The 16,530-nt window shown below is 64.8% G+C and carries 15 protein-coding genes; 6 read left to right on the top strand and 9 right to left on the bottom strand.

Going from position 1 to position 16,530, the window contains the following annotated elements; translation table 11 throughout:
* Positions 1-53 precede the first annotated feature (53 nt).
* Both AC0MAZ_RS18960 and AC0MAZ_RS18955 read left to right on the top strand, forming a co-directional pair.
* On the top strand, positions 54-359 hold the full coding sequence (locus tag AC0MAZ_RS18960) for a putative quinol monooxygenase (RefSeq protein ID WP_203652340.1): 306 nt from the start codon (positions 54-56) through the stop codon (positions 357-359).
* Positions 360-373: 14 nt separating this feature from the next.
* A complete protein-coding gene (locus tag AC0MAZ_RS18955) occupies positions 374-1,219 on the top strand; it encodes a type 1 glutamine amidotransferase domain-containing protein (RefSeq protein WP_475858838.1) in 846 nt (281 codons plus the stop codon).
* Between the two features lie 536 nt (positions 1,220-1,755).
* On the opposite strand, the gene AC0MAZ_RS18950 is transcribed toward AC0MAZ_RS18955, so the two are convergent.
* Entirely contained in the window at positions 1,756-1,962 is a 207-nt protein-coding gene (locus tag AC0MAZ_RS18950; RefSeq protein ID WP_203652342.1) for a hypothetical protein, read from the bottom strand.
* 170 nt (positions 1,963-2,132) lie between these two features.
* Positions 2,133-2,621 (bottom strand): signal peptidase II, encoded by a 489-nt coding sequence (locus AC0MAZ_RS18945; RefSeq protein ID WP_475858837.1) that lies wholly within the window; start codon positions 2,619-2,621, stop codon positions 2,133-2,135.
* 195 nt (positions 2,622-2,816) lie between these two features.
* Here AC0MAZ_RS18945 and AC0MAZ_RS18940 point away from each other — a divergent pair, with 195 nt between their 5' ends.
* Together AC0MAZ_RS18940 and AC0MAZ_RS18935 are read left to right on the top strand one after the other, a co-directional pair.
* Positions 2,817-3,863, top strand: a complete 1,047-nt coding sequence (locus AC0MAZ_RS18940) for a class I SAM-dependent methyltransferase (RefSeq protein WP_203652344.1) — start codon at positions 2,817-2,819, stop codon at positions 3,861-3,863.
* Positions 3,864-3,994: 131 nt separating this feature from the next.
* Positions 3,995-4,855: an AraC family transcriptional regulator gene (locus AC0MAZ_RS18935; protein WP_203652345.1), complete on the top strand. Its 861-nt coding sequence runs from the start codon at positions 3,995-3,997 to the stop codon at positions 4,853-4,855.
* 64 nt (positions 4,856-4,919) lie between these two features.
* On the opposite strand, the gene AC0MAZ_RS18930 is transcribed toward AC0MAZ_RS18935, so the two are convergent.
* The 3 genes from AC0MAZ_RS18930 to AC0MAZ_RS18920 form a co-directional block, all read right to left on the bottom strand.
* Positions 4,920-6,485, bottom strand: a complete 1,566-nt coding sequence (locus AC0MAZ_RS18930) for a hypothetical protein (protein ID WP_475858836.1) — start codon at positions 6,483-6,485, stop codon at positions 4,920-4,922.
* A gap of 168 nt (positions 6,486-6,653) precedes the next feature.
* Entirely contained in the window at positions 6,654-7,148 is a 495-nt protein-coding gene (locus AC0MAZ_RS18925) for a DUF934 domain-containing protein (RefSeq protein ID WP_475858835.1), read from the bottom strand.
* Complete coding sequence (locus tag AC0MAZ_RS18920) at positions 7,132-8,784, bottom strand: nitrite/sulfite reductase (protein ID WP_186733115.1); 1,653 nt, start codon at positions 8,782-8,784, stop codon at positions 7,132-7,134. The genes AC0MAZ_RS18925 and AC0MAZ_RS18920 overlap by 17 nt, the downstream gene beginning before the upstream one ends.
* Positions 8,785-9,001: 217 nt before the next feature.
* On the opposite strand from AC0MAZ_RS18920, the gene AC0MAZ_RS18915 reads away from it, so the two are divergent.
* Complete coding sequence (locus AC0MAZ_RS18915) at positions 9,002-10,078, top strand: ABC transporter substrate-binding protein (protein WP_254464141.1); 1,077 nt, start codon at positions 9,002-9,004, stop codon at positions 10,076-10,078.
* A 363-nt stretch (positions 10,079-10,441) separates the two neighbouring features.
* Here AC0MAZ_RS18915 and AC0MAZ_RS18910 read toward each other — a convergent pair whose 3' ends face one another.
* Complete coding sequence (locus AC0MAZ_RS18910) at positions 10,442-10,660, bottom strand: DUF2970 domain-containing protein (protein WP_050706106.1); 219 nt, start codon at positions 10,658-10,660, stop codon at positions 10,442-10,444.
* A 45-nt stretch (positions 10,661-10,705) separates the two neighbouring features.
* The gene (locus AC0MAZ_RS18905) at positions 10,706-11,647 is read right to left on the bottom strand and encodes a LysR family transcriptional regulator (protein ID WP_050706105.1); all 942 of its coding nucleotides are present in this window, start codon (positions 11,645-11,647) and stop codon (positions 10,706-10,708) included.
* A gap of 139 nt (positions 11,648-11,786) precedes the next feature.
* Here AC0MAZ_RS18905 and AC0MAZ_RS18900 point away from each other — a divergent pair, with 139 nt between their 5' ends.
* Positions 11,787-13,016 (top strand): acyl-CoA dehydrogenase, encoded by a 1,230-nt coding sequence (locus AC0MAZ_RS18900; protein ID WP_110738959.1) that lies wholly within the window; start codon positions 11,787-11,789, stop codon positions 13,014-13,016.
* A gap of 208 nt (positions 13,017-13,224) precedes the next feature.
* Here AC0MAZ_RS18900 and AC0MAZ_RS18895 read toward each other — a convergent pair whose 3' ends face one another.
* On the bottom strand, positions 13,225-14,577 hold the full coding sequence (locus tag AC0MAZ_RS18895; RefSeq protein WP_254464140.1) for an SPFH domain-containing protein: 1,353 nt from the start codon (positions 14,575-14,577) through the stop codon (positions 13,225-13,227).
* A 170-nt stretch (positions 14,578-14,747) separates the two neighbouring features.
* Positions 14,748-16,160 (bottom strand): purine-cytosine permease family protein, encoded by a 1,413-nt coding sequence (locus tag AC0MAZ_RS18890; protein WP_203652352.1) that lies wholly within the window; start codon positions 16,158-16,160, stop codon positions 14,748-14,750.
* Positions 16,161-16,530: the final 370 nt, after the last annotated feature.

Below are 16,530 nucleotides of genomic sequence, written 5' to 3'. Positions count from 1 at the left end.
TCGAATCATAGCGCGATGGTTAGGATGGGCCCAACCTGTTGAGGGAGTCGCCCATGACCATCGCCATTTTCGCCATCATCCAGCCCCTTCCCGAATACCGTGACGCTACCGAGCAGGCCCTGCGCCGGATGGTCGAGCATTCCCGTGCCGAGCCAGGCAACCTGCGCTACGACTTGTTCGTGCGCGAGGGCGGGACGCTGGCGTTCGATCTGTTCGAGCTGTACGTCGACGAGGCCGCCGTCGAGGCCCATCGCCAAAGCACCCATTACCAGGCCTACCGCGCCGCCACCGCCGATTGGCTGGCCGCACCGACCCAGGTGCAGCTTGCCCGTCCGTTGGACATCGCGCCATTCAACTGAATCAGGAATCGACCATGAACAAGATTGCTCCCGTTGCGCTGGCGCTGGCCGGCGCCTTGCTGGGTGGCCACGCCGCCGCTGCCGCGAAGGGCGAAGTGCTGGTGCTGCTGTCCAGCGAGAACCAGTTGCCGCTCAAGGACGGCAAACAGTATCCCACCGGTTATTATCTCAACGAGTTCGGCGTGCCCGCCGACCGCTTGCTCAAGGCCGGCTACAAGGTGGTGCTGGTGACGCCCAGGGGCAATGCGCCGAGTGTCGACGAACGCTCGATCGACCCGATGTACTTCGGCGGCGATGCCGGCGAGATGCAGCGAATCCGCCAGGTGGTCGAAAGCCTGCCGGACATTCGCGACACGCTGTCGTTGAAGGAGGTGCTGGCGGGCGATCTGGATCGTTACGCCGGGATCTTCATCCCAGGTGGCCATGCGCCGCTGATCGACCTGGCCAACAACCCGGACGTCGGCACCTTGCTGCGTCATTTCCACCAGGCCGGCAAGCCCACGGCCGCCATCTGCCACGGCCCGATCACGCTGCTGTCGGCGCAGCAGGATCCGGTCGCCTATCGCGCCGCATTGGCCCGTGGCGAAACCCCGGCAGCCGGAGATTGGAGCTACCAGGGTTATCGCATGACCATCTTTTCCGACCCGGAGGAGCAGGTGTTCGAAGGTTCGCTCAAGGACCAGCGCCTGCAGTTCTATCCGGCCAAGGCCATGGCCGGCGCGGGAGGTGACATGAGTTATGCCGAGGCCTGGCAGCCCCATGTGGTGGTTGATCGTGAGTTGATCACCGGGCAGAACCCGTTCTCCGACAAGGCGTTGGCCGATGCGCTGCTGGAGCGGTTGGAGGCTGCAGGGCAATAGCGATTCAGGTGCTTGGCGAAACAGGTATAGCGCCTATGAGATCGAGCGCCGCCCGCGCGGCGCATCGCGACGCAAGGCCGCCCACAGGCGTGGCGCGTGGCTTGAGGGCTGCACGGTCGCTGTGGGAGCGGGCTTGCCCGCGAACACCGGCATAGCCGGTGCCAGGTACCGCGTCGCCTGCTTCGCGGGTAAACCCGCTCCCACAGGGATCGCGCCAGATTCTAAAAATTGAGCAAGACAGTTGCTCCCACATTTGTTGCAACGTGCCGAGCCTGTCAGGCCATGGTTGCCCGCCTTGGTGCATGTCTTGAGACAGGCGAGGCGGCAGTAGTGCCCACGCTGAAACCGTGCTGGACCAACAAGGCGGACAAGGTAATGGCACAGGATTGACTGGCCCGAAACAGATGTGGGAGCGGCCTTGCGTCGCGATGCGCCGCGCGGGCGGCGCTCGATCTCATAGGCGCTGCAAGGGTTACGGCAGGCACCTGGCGGCCCAAACGCGATCAATAGCTTCGCGACACCAGGGCTCACATTTCTCAGGTGTTTGAGAGCCTGCGTGGCTTGCGCGGCCTGCCAGCATAGGCTGAGCTTTCGACATTTTTGAAGGCATCAATGACTTCATCTGTAAGGAAACTGCCGTACTGCTTCGATGCTAGAAGTCGGGACAACTTCTCGACGGCAATAGCCTCGAAGTAGGCGACGTCTGAATTGACCTCATGCTGATCTTTTATCTCTTCGTCCATGCGCTGCCCTCGAATGCAGGAAAACTGAGGTAGCGTGAAATTAACTCGAGTTGCTCTCGGACTGGGCCTTGAGAGTTGAAGGAAGTTTCCTGGGCTTGTGTGGCCAGTATCTGGCCAAGCGATTTTGGAGGTCGGACGCCCCTGGGTGCGCGACCTCCTGGCAAGAGGGATCAGACCCTGGCCGGTTTCTTCCAGGCACCCAACGCCAGCACCAGCGCACCCGCCATGATGCCGATGTCGGCAAGGTTGAACACGCCGGTATGCAGCGGCCCAAGGTTGAGCACGAGGTAGTCGACCACATGCCCGTCGCGCAGCACCCGGTCGATCAGGTTGGCCAGTCCGCCCATGGCGATGAAGTAGGCCGCGCCGGCCTTCACCGGGGTTGCCTGCCAGTGCCTGAGCGCCCAGGTCACGGCCCAGCAGCAGGCCACGCCTACCGCGGCGACGAAGATCAGTTGCTTGAGGCCCGGCGACAGACTGGCGCCGAGGCTGAGGAACGCGCCCGGGTTCAGGCTCAGGACCAGGTCGAGCCAGACGAACTGGTTGCCGACCACATAGCTGTGGTTGTTCAGGGCGACCAGGGCGATCAGTTTCACCCACTGGTCGAGCATGATGAAGGCGACGCCGAGGATCAGGACGAGGGTACGGCTGGAGAGCATGCAGGCAATTCCTTCGCTGCGCGGGCGCGGCCGTCCGGTATTGGCGGGGCTGCCGGCAGCGCGGCGAAGATAGCGCAGGCGGGTCTAGACTTAAAGTCCGGGTCGGTTGCAGACGCGGCCCGATCATCCATCCGACCACCGCCTCCCGGACCGGACGTCGCCGACGGTGGCCTTCTGGCAAGAGGAGGGCAGGTCATGGACGAGGCACGGCTTCAGGAATTCATGGGCAAGCTGGTGGGCGACATGGGCGCGGCGGCGACGCTGGCCAATGTCATTCTAGGGGATGAACTCGGGCTGTACCGGGCCATGGCCGACAGCCTGCCGGTCACCCCCGAGGCGCTGGCCGAACGCACCGGCTGCCAGCCAAGGCTGGTGCGCGAGTGGCTAAATGGCCAGGCCGCGGCGGGTTACCTGGTGCATCACGACGGGCAGTTCACCCTGCCGCAGGAGCAGGCCATGACACTGGCCCTGGAGGACTCCCCGGTCTACATGGCCGGTGGTGCCTCGGTGCTGGCGGCGCTGTTCCATGACAAGGACAAGCTGGTCGCGGCCATGCGCGGCGACGGCGCGCTCGCCTGGGGCGATCATCATCCATGCATGTTCAGCGGTACCGAGCGCTTCTTCAGGCCGGGCTATCGGACCTTCCTGGTGGCCGACTGGCTACCGGCACTGGAAGGCGTGGTGGCCAAGCTGCAGGCTGGCGCCCAGGTGGCCGATGTCGGTTGTGGCCACGGTGCCTCGACCATCGTCATGGCCGAGGCATTCCCGGCCTCGCGCTTTATCGGCTACGACTACCATGCACCGTCGGTGCAAACTGCCAGCGAGCGGGCCCGCGATGCGGGAGTGGGTGACCGGGTCAGCTTCCAGCAGGCCTCGGCCAAGGACTACCCCGGCCGCGACCTGGACCTGGTGTGCTTCTTCGATTGCCTGCATGACATGGGCGATCCGGTGGGGGCGGCGCGGCATGCCTATCGGGCGCTCAAGGACGACGGCACGGTGATGCTGGTCGAGCCGTTCGCCGAGGATACGCTGGATGCCAACATCAACCCGGTCGGCAGGCTGTTCTATGCGGCGTCCACCTTCATCTGCACGCCCAACTCGCTGTCCCAGGAAGTGGGACTGGGGCTGGGGGCCCAGGCGGGCGAGGCGCGCCTGCGGGCGGTGTTCGAAGAGGCTGGGTTCCGCCAGTTCCGCAGGGCGACGCAGACACCGTTCAACTTGATTCTGGAGGCCAGGAAGTAGAGATTCGTCGGTACTGTTCTCGGTGCGGGGCAAGCCCGACTACCAAGGGATGTTTGAGCAAATACGGCTAGGCGGGCCCAGGGGCGGATCGGCGAACCTGTGGCCTGCCGTGATTCCAGGAGCAACCGAGCTTGTCCGTCAATGCCCATTACAAGACCCGCTTCGACACTGTGCTCGCCTACATCCAGGACAACCTGGAAGGCGATCTGTCGGTGGAGGCCCTGAGTGTGGTGGCGCACTTTTCGGTGTTCCATTTCCATCGTCAGTTCAGCGCTTACGTGGGCGTGCCGGTGGCCCGCTATGTGCAGCTGATGCGTTTGCGTCGTGCGGCGCATCGGCTGGTCGGCCAGCCCGGGCACTCGGTGCTGGAGGCCGCGCTGGAGGCGGGCTTTGAAAGCCCGGAAGCCTTCAGCCGGGCGTTCCGGCGGGCATTCGGGCACGCGCCCAGCGCGTTCCGCCGCCGGCCCGACTGGCAGGTATGGAACACGGTGTTTGCCATCCCTCATTTTTCCAGGAGCATCACCATGCAGGTACGAATCGTCGATTTCGCCGCCGTGCGCCTTGCGGCGCTGGAGCATCGCGGGCCGGCCAGCCAGGTCAGCGAGACCGTGCGCCGCTTCATCGACTGGCGCATGAGCAGCGGGCAATCGCCTGTGGCCAGCAGCCGCAGTTTCGGCATCCCGTTCAACAACCCGGATACCACGGCACCGGAGGACTTCCGCTTCGCCATCTGTGGGGAAATCCACGAGGCGGTGGCGCCCAACGCCCAGGGCGTGCTGGAGTCGGGCCTGCCCGGTGGGCGTTGCGCCGTGGTGCGGCATGTCGGCTCGCCAGATCATATCGGCGAGACGATCTACCCGATCTACCGCGATTGGCTACCGGCCAGTGGCGAAGAGCTGCGCGATCATCCGCTGTTTTTCCATTATCTGAGCATCTACCCGCAGACGCCGCTCGAGCAGTGGCAGACGGATATCTACGTGCCGTTGCGCTGAGCGCAGACAAGCCCGCCCCTGCAGTCCTTGCGGGGGCGGGCTTGTCTGTGCGGCGGCGTCTCGGTCAGTCGTGGATCTTCGCCGGGTCGGTTTGCAACTGCCACAGCCCGGCATGGGCCGCCAGCTGTGCGTCGAGGTCGTACGGGCTGCCGTTGCGCCGGGCCTTCTCATCGGTCTTGAACAGATCGTCGAGCAGGTTCAGCAGGTTGCGCGAGCGGCTCACCGATTCGGGCGTGCTGACATCCGACTCGAGCTTGCCACCCTCGTAGGTGAGCACGCGCTTGGTGCTGGTGGCCTCCTGGGTGGCCTTGGCTTCCTTGAGCACGTTGTCGACGAACGCCAGTTCGGTGGTGCTGCTCGCCGTTTCGCTGAGCGTGTGGTAGCGATAGTTCTTCTCGTCGAACGGATCCGCTTCGGTCAGCTTGGCCGCGGACGACAGGCTCGAATGCCAGGCGGCGTCCAGCTTGGCCTCCTGGCGTTGCTGACGGGCGATGGTGGTGCCCTGGCCACTGGTCGAGGTCGATTGCGACACCTGGTAGGCGAAGCGGTCTTCCTCGTCCAGGCGCCGCGCATTCAGGCGGCTGGACGGTTGCACGATCGAGGCCTTGAAGTCGGCCAGGCCGCTGAGCAGCGCGCGGCTGTAGGTGTTCACCGCGTCGTTGTGGCCCGCCGGGCGCGGGCTGTTGTCGTCGATGCTGTTCAGTTGGCTGAAGGCATCCTTGAGCAGCGAGGTCAGTTGTGCATCGCCCTTGCCGCGTTTCTGCGCATCGTCGAACTGGGTCAGGTAGTTGTCCAGGGCGGCCTGGCGCTGGGCCTTGCCGCCCAGCAGCGCACCACCCTGGCTATCGAGGTCCAGCTGCACCTGGCCGCTCGGGCCATCGAGTTTCAGGCTGCGGGTGGAGCCGTCCAGGCGCAGGTCGAAGGTCTGTTGCCCACCGCTGGGCAAATCCAGCTTGGCGTTCATCTGCAGGCCGCTGAACAGGCTCGGGTCGAGCTTGACCAGCGCGCCGAGCTGCAGGCTCGGCGGTTGCCGGGTCAGGCCATTGATCGCCGACTGGAAACCGTCGGCCAGGGCGGCCAGGCCCTTGAGCTCGTTGGCGTTCAGCTCGCCGCCCTGGACTTCGGCGTCGACCGCCAGGCCCCGTTCACCGTTGTACAAGCCCAGTTTTACCGTGGCGCCGGAGGCAGTGGTGAGGCTGAGGGTGACGGTATTGCTGGCGAACTCGCGCAGGCGTGCCTGCTGCAGGCTCAGCGCGGTGGTGTCGGTCTCGTTGAGCTGCAAGGCTGATTGGGAGACGCGCTGGCCGCCGTTGGCCGCCAGTTGTTCCACCAGGGCGCTGCCCAGGCCCTGGAAGCGGGCGGCGGTGGTGGACGACTTGACCGCGCTGAACATGTACATGCTCAGCTTGTCCAGTCCGTCCTGTTCCCAGGTGTAGCTGGGCTGCGCGCTGTCCAGCGTGCCTCGCGAGGTGTAGGTCTCGCTGTCGGGAATGCGGGTGTCCTGCCCCAGGCTGACCTGGGTGCCAGGGGCGCTGGTGACGCTCGCGGGCTGGCGAACGATCAGGTTCTGCGCGGGAGCAGGAGGGGGTTGGATCGGCGTCAGTCGCAGTGCCGAAGTGATCGGGCTCATCGTCGCTGTCCTTGCGGTGTGAAAAGGATATGCCCTGATATCGGCATGCCATCAGAAAACCTGAGCGAGCGTTCGGATTTTTCCCCGGCCTATCCGGACGGGTCGTCTTGCAGGCGCAGAAATGAATCGGCCCGCCAGAAGGCGGGCCGAGCGTACGGCAAGCGACGATCAGCGGCGGCGGAACAGCGGCAGCGGTTCGTCGGCGGCGCCCTGGTAGGTCACCGAAAAGTCCTTCAGGCTCTGCAGCGCGTCTTCCGGGTCCTTGTCGGCACGGATGGCGAACGCGTCGAAGCCGCAGCGGGCCATGTAGAACAGCTGGTCGCGCAGCACGTCGCCGATGGCGCGCAGCTCGCCCTTGAACTTGTAGCGGTCACGCAGCAGGCGCGCGTTGGAGTAGTTGCGCCCGTCGGTAAAGGCCGGGAAGTTCAGGGCGATGACCTGGAAGTGCTCGACGTCTTCGCCGATTTCCTCGGCTTCCTCGTCGCTGTCCAGCCAGATGCCCAGGCCGCCATCGCGGGCCTTGAGCAGGCTCGGATGATCGCGCCACAGCTGCAGCGGCACGATGTAGTCGTCGCAGTTGGTCAGCTCGTCGATCGAGACGTCCTTGGGCAGCAGGTGCCAGGTTTCGTCGACGATCTGGTTGTTCTTAATGATTCGCTGCATAGACGCGTTCCTTGAAGGGGTCGATGCCGATCCGCTGGTAGGTGTCGATGAAGCGCTCGTCTTCGGTGCGCTGCTCGACGTATACATTGATCAGCTTCTCGATCACGTCGGCCATGTCGTCCTGGGCGAAGGAGGGCCCGAGGATCTTGCCCAGGCTGGCGTCGCGGGCAGCGTTGCCGCCCAGCGAGACCTGGTAGAACTCTTCGCCCTTCTTGTCCACGCCAAGGATGCCGATGTGGCCGACGTGGTGGTGGCCGCAGGCGTTCATGCAGCCGGAGATGTTCAGGTCGAGCTCGCCGATGTCGAACAGGTAGTCCAGGTCGTCGAAGCGGCGCTGGATGGATTCGGCGATCGGGATCGACTTGGCGTTGGCCAGCGAGCAGAAGTCACCGCCCGGGCAGCAGATGATGTCGGTCAGCAGGCCGATGTTCGGGGTGGCGAAGCCTTGCTCGCGCAGTTCCAGCCAGAGGGCGTGCAGCTGGCGCTGCTCGACGTCGGCGAGGATGATGTTCTGCTCGTGGGAGGTACGCAGGTAACCGAAGCTGTAGCGTTCGGCGAAGTCCGCGACGGCGTCGAGCTGCTTGTCGGTCAGGTCGCCCGGGGCGACGCCGGTGGGCTTGAGCGACAGGGTCACGGCAACATAGCCCGGCTTCTTGTGCGCGCGGGTGTTGCGCGAACGCCAGCGGGCGAAGCCTGGGTGCTCGGCGTCCAGGGGGGCGTAGTCGACATTGTCGAGGGCCAGGTACTCGGGGTCGACGAAGTGACGGGCAACGCGCTGCACCTCGTCCTCGGTCAGGGTGGTGCTGCCGCCGCGCAGGTGGGCCATCTCGGCCTCGACCTTCTCGGCGAACACTTCCGGGGTGAGGGCCTTGACCAGGATCTTGATCCGCGCCTTGTACTTGTTGTCACGGCGGCCGTAACGGTTGTACACGCGCAGGATGGCGTCCAGGTAGCTGAGCAGGTCCTGCCAGGGCAGGAACTCGTTGATGAACGAGCCGATCACCGGAGTACGGCCCAGGCCGCCGCCGACCAGTACGCGGAAGCCCAGCTCGCCGGCGGCGTTGCGCACCGGCTCCAGGCCGATGTCGTGCACTTCGATGGCGGCGCGGTCGTCGCTGGAGCCGTTGACGGCGATCTTGAACTTGCGCGGCAGGTAGGCGAATTCCGGGTGGAAGGTGGTCCACTGGCGGACGATCTCGCACCACGGGCGCGGGTCCACCAGCTCGTCGGCGGCGACACCGGCGAACTGGTCGGTGGTGACGTTGCGCAGGCAGTTGCCGCTGGTCTGGATCGCGTGCATCTGCACGGTGGCCAGCTCGGCGAGGATCTCCGGGATGTCTTCCAGCGCCGGCCAGTTGTACTGCACGTTCTGGCGGGTGCTGATGTGCGCGTAGCCCTTGTCGTAGTCGCGGGCGATCTTCGCCAGCATGCGGGTCTGACGGGCGTTCAGCTGGCCATAGGGCACGGCGACACGCAGCATCGGCGCGAAACGTTGGATATACAGGCCGTTCTGCAGGCGCAGAGGGCGGAATTCTTCTTCGCTCAGCTCACCGGCCAGGTAGCGGCGGGTCTGATCACGGAACTGCTTGACGCGGTCCTCGATGATCCGCTGATCGTACTCGTCGTATACGTACATATAAGTCCTGTCTCAGGCTAGCATGCAGCTAATCGCGCGCACGGCCGCGCACTCCGGGTCGGAGCCGAGGCACGATAGCAGAGTGGGTTTATGCGCTAAAGTGATGTTTTTGCATATGAAAAGAACCATTTGGACTAAGTGAGACTGACTGGCATTTGTCCGCGCCGGTACATCGCGGCGCTATAATCCGGGGTTTGCTCCGCAGGGAAGTAACAGCATGCTCAAGGCCTTGTGCCAGAGCCTGTGCCTGAGCCTGCCGCTGGCAGCGAGCGCACAGGCCGCGTCCGTGGTGTTCCTCAACCCGGGCTATTCCAACGAGACGTTCTGGGTCGATTACTCGCGCTTCATGCAGGCCGCCGCCAACGACCTGGGCATGGCCTTGCGCGTGCAGTACAGCGAGCGCCGCGCCGACCTCGCGCTGACCCAGGCCCGCGAGGTGCTGCAAGGACCGCAGCGCCCGGACTACCTGGTGCTGGTCAACGAGCAGTATGTCGCGCCGGAGATCATCCGCCTGTCGCGGGGTACCGGGGTCAAGCTGTTCCTGGTCAACAACGGCCTTACCGACAGCCAGGCGCACAGCATCCAGGCGCAGCCGGACAAATACCCCGAAGTGCTCGGTACCCTGGTCAGCAACGACGAGGAGGCCGGCTACCAGATGCTCAAGGTGATGGCGGCGCAGCTGCCGGCCGAGTCGCAGGCGGTTGAGCTGCTGGCCTTCGCCGGGGTCAAGACCACGCCGGCCTCGCAGTTGCGCGTGCAGGGCATGCGCCGGGCGTTGGCGGAGTTCCCCCAGGTGCGCCTGCGCCAGGTCGTGTACGGCGGCTGGAGCCGCCAGCGCGCCTTCGAGCAGGCGCAGATGCTGCTGGAGCGCTATCCCGACACGCGCCTGGTGTGGTCGGCCAACGACCAGATGGCGTTCGGTGCCATGCAGGCATTCGAGGCGCTGGGCAAGCTGCCCGGCCGCGATGCCCTGTTCAGTGCGGTCAACAGCTCGCCCGAGGCCCTGCGTGCGCGGATCGACGGACGCCTGAGCGTGCTGATGGGCGGGCATTTCACCCTGGGCGGCTGGGCCATGGTCATGCTGCACGATGACGCCCAGGGGCTGGCGGTGGATCGCGACGGCCAGCGTGAACATAGCGTGCCGGCCTTGCAGCTGATCGACCCGGACAAGGCCCGACGCTGGCTCAAGCTGCTGGAGCAGGACAACCACGGCATCGACTTCCACCGTTTCAGTGCCGAGGGCAGGCCGACGGACTTTCGTTACCCCTTTCTCACGTCACCCGTCGACTATTGAAAGACCCTGCTTGAGGGAAGGGCATTGCTGGACTTAACTGCTGCTTGTGAAGTGCATTCCCATAACCACTACAAGAGGCAATGCAATGGGAAACTCTACCAAGGTCCGCAAAGCTGACAGCAGTGTCGATGCCTGGGCGATCCTGTGTCTGATCGTGCTGGTGGTGGTCACTGCGGTGTACTGGGTCAGCCATCAGTAGCGGATAACTGCTCAAGACCGTGAGTAACACCTGAACCGCCCGCGGAAGGGAAATCCGCGGGCGGGTTGCGTTTGGGTCGGCCCCGGCGATCTTTGCCCAAAACGCCGACATCCTGGGGCCGTTGCACGGCCCTTTCGCGGCACAAGGCCGCTCCTACAGGGGCTTTAGCGCGCCGTCAGGTGCATCGCCAGCTGCACCAGGCCGATGAGCACGAAGATGAAGATCAGCGTGAACAGCGTCCCCATCACGATGAAATGGCTGGCCTTGCCGTAGGTGAAGTCGCGGGCGCGGTTCTTGCCGCTCTGCACGCCGAAGGCGGCGGCGAGGATGCTCTGCAGCATCTGCCAGAAGGTCGGTGGCTTGCCGTGTTGGTGATCGTCCATGAGTGGCTCCCTGATTCAGAGGCAATCACCGACAGTGTAGGCGACTCAGGCCGATGCCATGGCCGGATCCGCCTGTTCCTGCTCATCCTGGGCCACCACCCGTTCGCACAGCTCGATGATCTGCTCGCGCATCCAGCGGTTGGCCGGGTCCTGATCGGTGCTTTCGTGCCAGTACAGGTGGGTCTCCAGCGCCGGCACCTCCACCGGCAGCGGCTGGTGGCGCAGTTGGTGGCGACGGGCGAAACGCTCGGGCACGGTCATGACCATGTCGGTCTGCTGCAGCACCTGCGAGGCCATCAGGTAGTGCTGCGAGCGCAGCGCGACACGCCGCTGCACGCCCATCTTGCCCAGGGCCAGGTCCACATAGCCCAGGCCGTTGCGGCGGCTGGAGATATGGATGTGGGTCATGGCCAGGTAGCTGTCCAGGGTCAGCTTGCCGTCGGCCTGCGGGTGGCCGGGGCGCATGGCGCAGACGTAGCGGTCCTGCATGAGCTTGACGTGGCGCACCTGCGGGTCGGTGTTCAGCGGCGCGTCGACGGCGAAGTCCAGGCGCCCGGCAGCCAGTTCCTTGGTGGTCTCGCGGCGCTTGCACAGGAAGCTCTCGATCACCAGTGCCGGGGCCAGCCGACGCAGGCGCTGGAACAGCGGCGGCAATATCACTGCCTCGGTGAGGTCGGTCATGCTGATGCGGAAGGTCTTGCTGGCCTGCAGCGGGGTGAAGATGCGGCTTTCCTGCACCGAGGTGCGCAGCAGCGACAGTGCGTTGCGCACCGGGCCGATGATGTTCTGCGCCATGGGCGTGGGCACCATGCCCTGGGCGGTGCGCACGAACAGCGGGTCATTGAAGGTCTCGCGCAGGCGCGACAGGGCGTTGGACACCGCCGGCTGGGTGATGCCGACGATCTGCCCGGCGCGGGTCAGGTTGGCTTCGGTGTAGATGGCGTCGAAGACGATGAACAGGTTGAGGTCGACCTTGCTGAGGTTCATGGCGCCGCTCTTTGTTGGAGTTATCGGGGGATCATATATTGGTTATGAATGTTTATACACGTAGAAAATAGACTAGGTGGATGAAGGGTGGCTGTTCTAGGCTCAGGTCCATGTTCTTCATTGACTGAAGGTAGCCCCGATGGATTTCGCCTATTCGCCCAAGGTCCAGGCACTGCGCGAGCGCGTCAGCGCATTCATGGATGCATACGTCTACCCGGCCGAGCCGGTGTTCGAGCGCCAGGTCGCCGAGGGCGACCGCTGGCAGCCCACCGCGATCGTCGAGGAACTCAAGGCCAAGGCCCGCGCCGAGGGGCTGTGGAACCTGTTCCTGCCGGAGTCGGAGTACGGCGCGGGGCTGACCAACCTCGAATACGCGCCACTGGCCGAGATCATGGGTCGTTCGCTGTTGGGGCCCGAGCCGTTCAACTGCTCGGCGCCGGACACCGGCAACATGGAAGTGCTGGTGCGCTACGCCAGCGAGGCGCAGAAGCGCCAGTGGCTCGAGCCGCTGCTGCGCGGCGAGATCCGCTCGGCGTTCGCCATGACCGAGCCGGACGTGGCCTCCTCGGACGCCACCAACATGGCCGCCACCGCCGTGCGCGACGGTGACGAGTGGGTGATCAACGGCCGCAAGTGGTGGACTTCCGGCGCCTGCGATCCGCGCTGCAAGGTGATGATCTTCATGGGCCTGTCCAATCCGGACGGCCAGCGCCACCAGCAGCACTCGATGATCCTGGTGCCCACCGACGCACCCGGGGTGAAGATCGTCCGCCCGCTGCCGGTGTTCGGCTACGACGACGCGCCCCACGGCCACGCCGAAGTGCTGTTCGAGAACGTCCGCGTGCCTTATGAAAACGTGCTCTTGGGCGAGGGCCGCGGCTTCGAGATCGCCCAGGGCCGCCTTGGCCCGGGCCGAATTCACCACTGCATGCGCTCGATCGGTATGGCCGAACGCGCCCTGGAGCTGATGTGCAAGCGCTCGGTCGAGCGCACCGCCTTCGGCCGGCCCTTGGCGCGGTTGGGGGGCAACGTCGACAAGATCGCCGACTCGCGGATGGAGATCGACATGGCCCGCCTGCTGACCCTGAAGGCCGCCTACATGATGGACACCGTCGGCAACAAGGTGGCGCGCAGCGAGATCGCCCAGATCAAGGTGGTGGCGCCCAACGTTGCGCTGAAGGTGATCGACCGGGCCATCCAGATCCATGGCGGGGCGGGGGTGAGCGGTGATTTCCCGCTGGCGTACATGTATGCGATGCAGCGCACCCTGCGCCTGGCCGACGGGCCGGATGAAGTGCACCGGGCGGCGATCGGCAAGTATGAGATTGGCAAGTATGTGCCGAAGGAGATGTTGCGCAGCGGGCATTGATGCAACGAAAGGAAACCTTCCCTGACCTCTCTATGGGGAGGTTTCCCGCTTTGCTGTAGGGCGTTTCCCAAGCTGGGTCCTGTTGCCCTCGACAGGAGAGAAGTGCCGCTAGTTTCCTGCTCTTTGCACAGCATGTCGGTCCGATAATCGCGCCCCGCATTGGTAGAGTTTCAGCTACCAATGCGGGGCCCGGCGACCAGGCGTTTGCTCAAGGCGTCTTGAGGTCCAGCGCCAGATCCTTCGCCGCCTTGGTCGCGAGCACGCTCATCAGTTTGCCCATCTCGTCCTGACGACCAAGCCCCGCGTCGGAGCCTCCCATCATCACGCCGGGCACCGGCGCCTGGGCTGCTGCGTTGGCCCAGGCGCGGTTGATCTGTACCAGGGCGTCGAGCTTGGTCTGCAGGGCGCCGTCGGCCTTGAGCGAGGCTTCACGTGCATAGGCTTCCGCGTCGGCCGTGATCTTGGTGGCCTCGGCGTTGACCTTGGCCTTGTCTCGGAGCAGCTCGGCGGTTTGCTTGTCGATCTCGGCCCGGCGTTTTTCCCGTTCGGCGTTGATCAGGGTGAGCTGTTTCTCGGTCTCGGCTTCCGTGGTGCGTTCGATCTGCTGGCGCAGGCTTTCCTGGCGCTTGGCCTCGACGTCCTTGGCGCCGCGGGCGGAGACCAGCTCCTTCTCTTCTTCTTCCTTGAGTCGGTTTTGCCGGGCCACGGCGAGCTCGGCCAGGGCCTGCTGCACCCTCACCATGCGTTCCTGGTACTGGGGGTTGGGGTCGATGTGCGTCACCCGGGCATCGACGACCTCGACGCCGAACAGGCGGAACTGTTGTTGCTTGCGCAGTTCCTGGCCGTCCTTGTCGAGCTTCTTCTCGATGACGAAGCGGGTCGCGGAGTTATCGCCGAAGCTGCCCTGGTCGGTGCCCGACTGGAGTATCGCGGTCTGTGCCGGCAGGTTGTCGCGCTGCACGCGAATCTCCTTGCGGCTGGTCAGGTACAGGCCGTTGCGCAACTGGTTCTCGAACTCGGCGCCGAAGTGGCTGCGGTTGCCGGCGTAATAGTCATCGGCGCTCATCAGCGAGGCGGTGGCCTGCAGGGTTTCCTTGACGGCGGGCAGCAGGGCGCGCTGCAGGAAGTTGTCGGGGGTGCGGTACTCCTGGGCAATCTTCAGGAAGGCATCGCCCGAGGGCAGGCGGAACTGGGTGCTGAATTCGGCCTTGGCGTCGACGTTGCCGAGGAACACGATCGGCAGGTTTTCCAGGATCACCGACGGTTGTCCGCTGCGGTTGTCCTCCTGGTTGTCCACCCGCAGGGCGGACTGGACGCCAATGGTGCGTCGCCAGACCGTGCTACGACCGAACCACTTGGTCGCGTAGCCGACATCCTCGACCACTTTCTCTTCGCCGAAGATCGTGCGCACGTGAGTCATCTGGCCCGCTTCGTTGTAGAAGAACACTTGGTTGAACACGGCGGCGATGGCGCCGAGGGCAAGCACCGGCAGGGTGATGGCGGCAATCAGCTTGCGCTTCTTGCGCAGGATCGTGAAGTCGGGGGCTGGCAATTTTTGCATGGGACACTCCTTGTGCGGGAAGTGCGTATGCTCGCCAAGGTGTTTTGCCTGAAGTAGTCAGCTGGGTCCGCTTGCTATGTAGGACGTTTCTGGGTGAGCGGTGGGCATGCCAGGCAATGGCAGAAGACCCGCCGCGGCGGGTCTTCCTGCCGATCATCAGCCCGGCGGATTCAGACCCCCGCCGCCAGCTTTGCACTCACTTGCCGACGACGATATTCACTGTCCCGGCTGGCCAGCCACCAGTACAGCGGCGAGGTGATCGCCAGCCCCACCAGCCACGACAGGTCGGCGCCATTGATGTGTACGGACACCGGCCCGACATACAGCGGTGTGTTCATGAACGGGATCTGCACCGCGATCCCCACCGCGTAGGCAATCAGCGCCTGGGGGTTGTAGCGGCCGTAGATGCCGCCGTCGACCTTGAAGATCGAGTCGATGTCGTAGTCGCCCTTGTGGATGACATAGAAGTCGATCAGGTTGATCGCGGTCCACGGCACCAGCACCACCAGCAGCACCAGCACCATGTCGACGAAGTGGCCGATGAAGTCCGCCGAGGCGAACACCGCCACCACGCAGCAGGCGGCCAGGACGATCAGCGACAGCACGGCGCGGCTCTTGGCGGTGGGGATCCAGCGGTAGGCGAAGGTCTGCACCAGGGTGATGATCGACAGCACCGCGCCGTACAGGTTGAGGGCGTTGTGGCTGATCACGCTGAGCAGGAACAGCACCAGCATCAGCGGGCCGAGGGTGCCGGTGGCGAGCTTGACCGCGTCCATGGTGTCCATCCCGGCCGGGATCGCCAGCACCGCGACCGCGCCGAAGATGAACGACAGGCTCGAGCCCAGGGCCGAGCCCAGGTAGGTGGTCCAGAAGGTCGAGGACACCTTGACGTCGGCCGGCAGGTAGCGCGAATAGTCCGATACGTAGGGGGCGAAGGCGATCTGCCACAGCGCCGCCAGCGACACGGTGGCCAGCCAGCCGGCCAGGTTGAAGCCGCCGCGGGTGAGGAAGTCGTCGCTCTGCACATGGCTGAAGATGTAGCCGAAGCCGACCACTATGCCGATGCCCAGCACCCAAGTGCCGATGCGGTTGAGCACGTGGATGAAGCGGTAGCCGATGATGCCGATGATGCCCGAGCCCAGGGCGCCGATGACGATGCCTACCGGCACCGGCACGCTGTCGACCACGCCGTGCAGCGACTTGCCGGCCAGGACGATGTTGGAGGCGAAGAAGCCGATGTACATGACCCCGGCGATCACCACCACCAGCAGGGCGCCGAGCGAGCCGAACTGGGCGCGGCTCTGGATCATCTGCGGGATGCCCATCTGCGGGCCCTGGGCCGAGTGCAACGCCATGAGCACGCCGCCGACCAGGTGGCCGACGAGGATCGCGACGATGCCCCAGACCAGGTTGAGGTGGAACAGCTGCACGCCCAGCGCGCCGGTGACGATGGGCAACGGCGCGATGTTGCCGCCGAACCACAGTGTGAACAGATCCCTTACCTTTCCATGGCGGTCTTGCGGCGGCACGTAGCCGATCGTGTGTTTCTCGATGAGGGGTGCCGAATTGGCTGCACTGGTCATGACTGACTCCAAGGCAAGGTGGGGCATCGGGGGAGGCCCGGGTGCGTGCCGGCAAGGGGCGACGCGTTCTTGTTGGAGCGATGATGCGGGGCGGGCGGGTATCGAGAAATTAGTAAATTTGTGCTCATGAACCTTAAAAAACCTAAGGCTGGCAAAAGGTTAAGCGGGGGACGGGAGCAAGGAAGGTGCCAGGTGGCGGGAGCGCCTGAGGTAGGTGGGTTGCCGGGGCTGCGGGTGGCTTCGGGTGCGCGGTGGTGGTGCAGAATGGGCATTGCTGGTGCACGGGTACAGGTTGACCAGACCGGCCCATTCGCGGGTAAACCCGCTCCCACAGGTTCATCAATAGCCTGCGGAACCTGTGGGTTTACCC

Source organism: Pseudomonas sp. A, from assembly GCF_056270345.1.
This window is presented reverse-complemented; position numbering and strand designations above follow the sequence as displayed.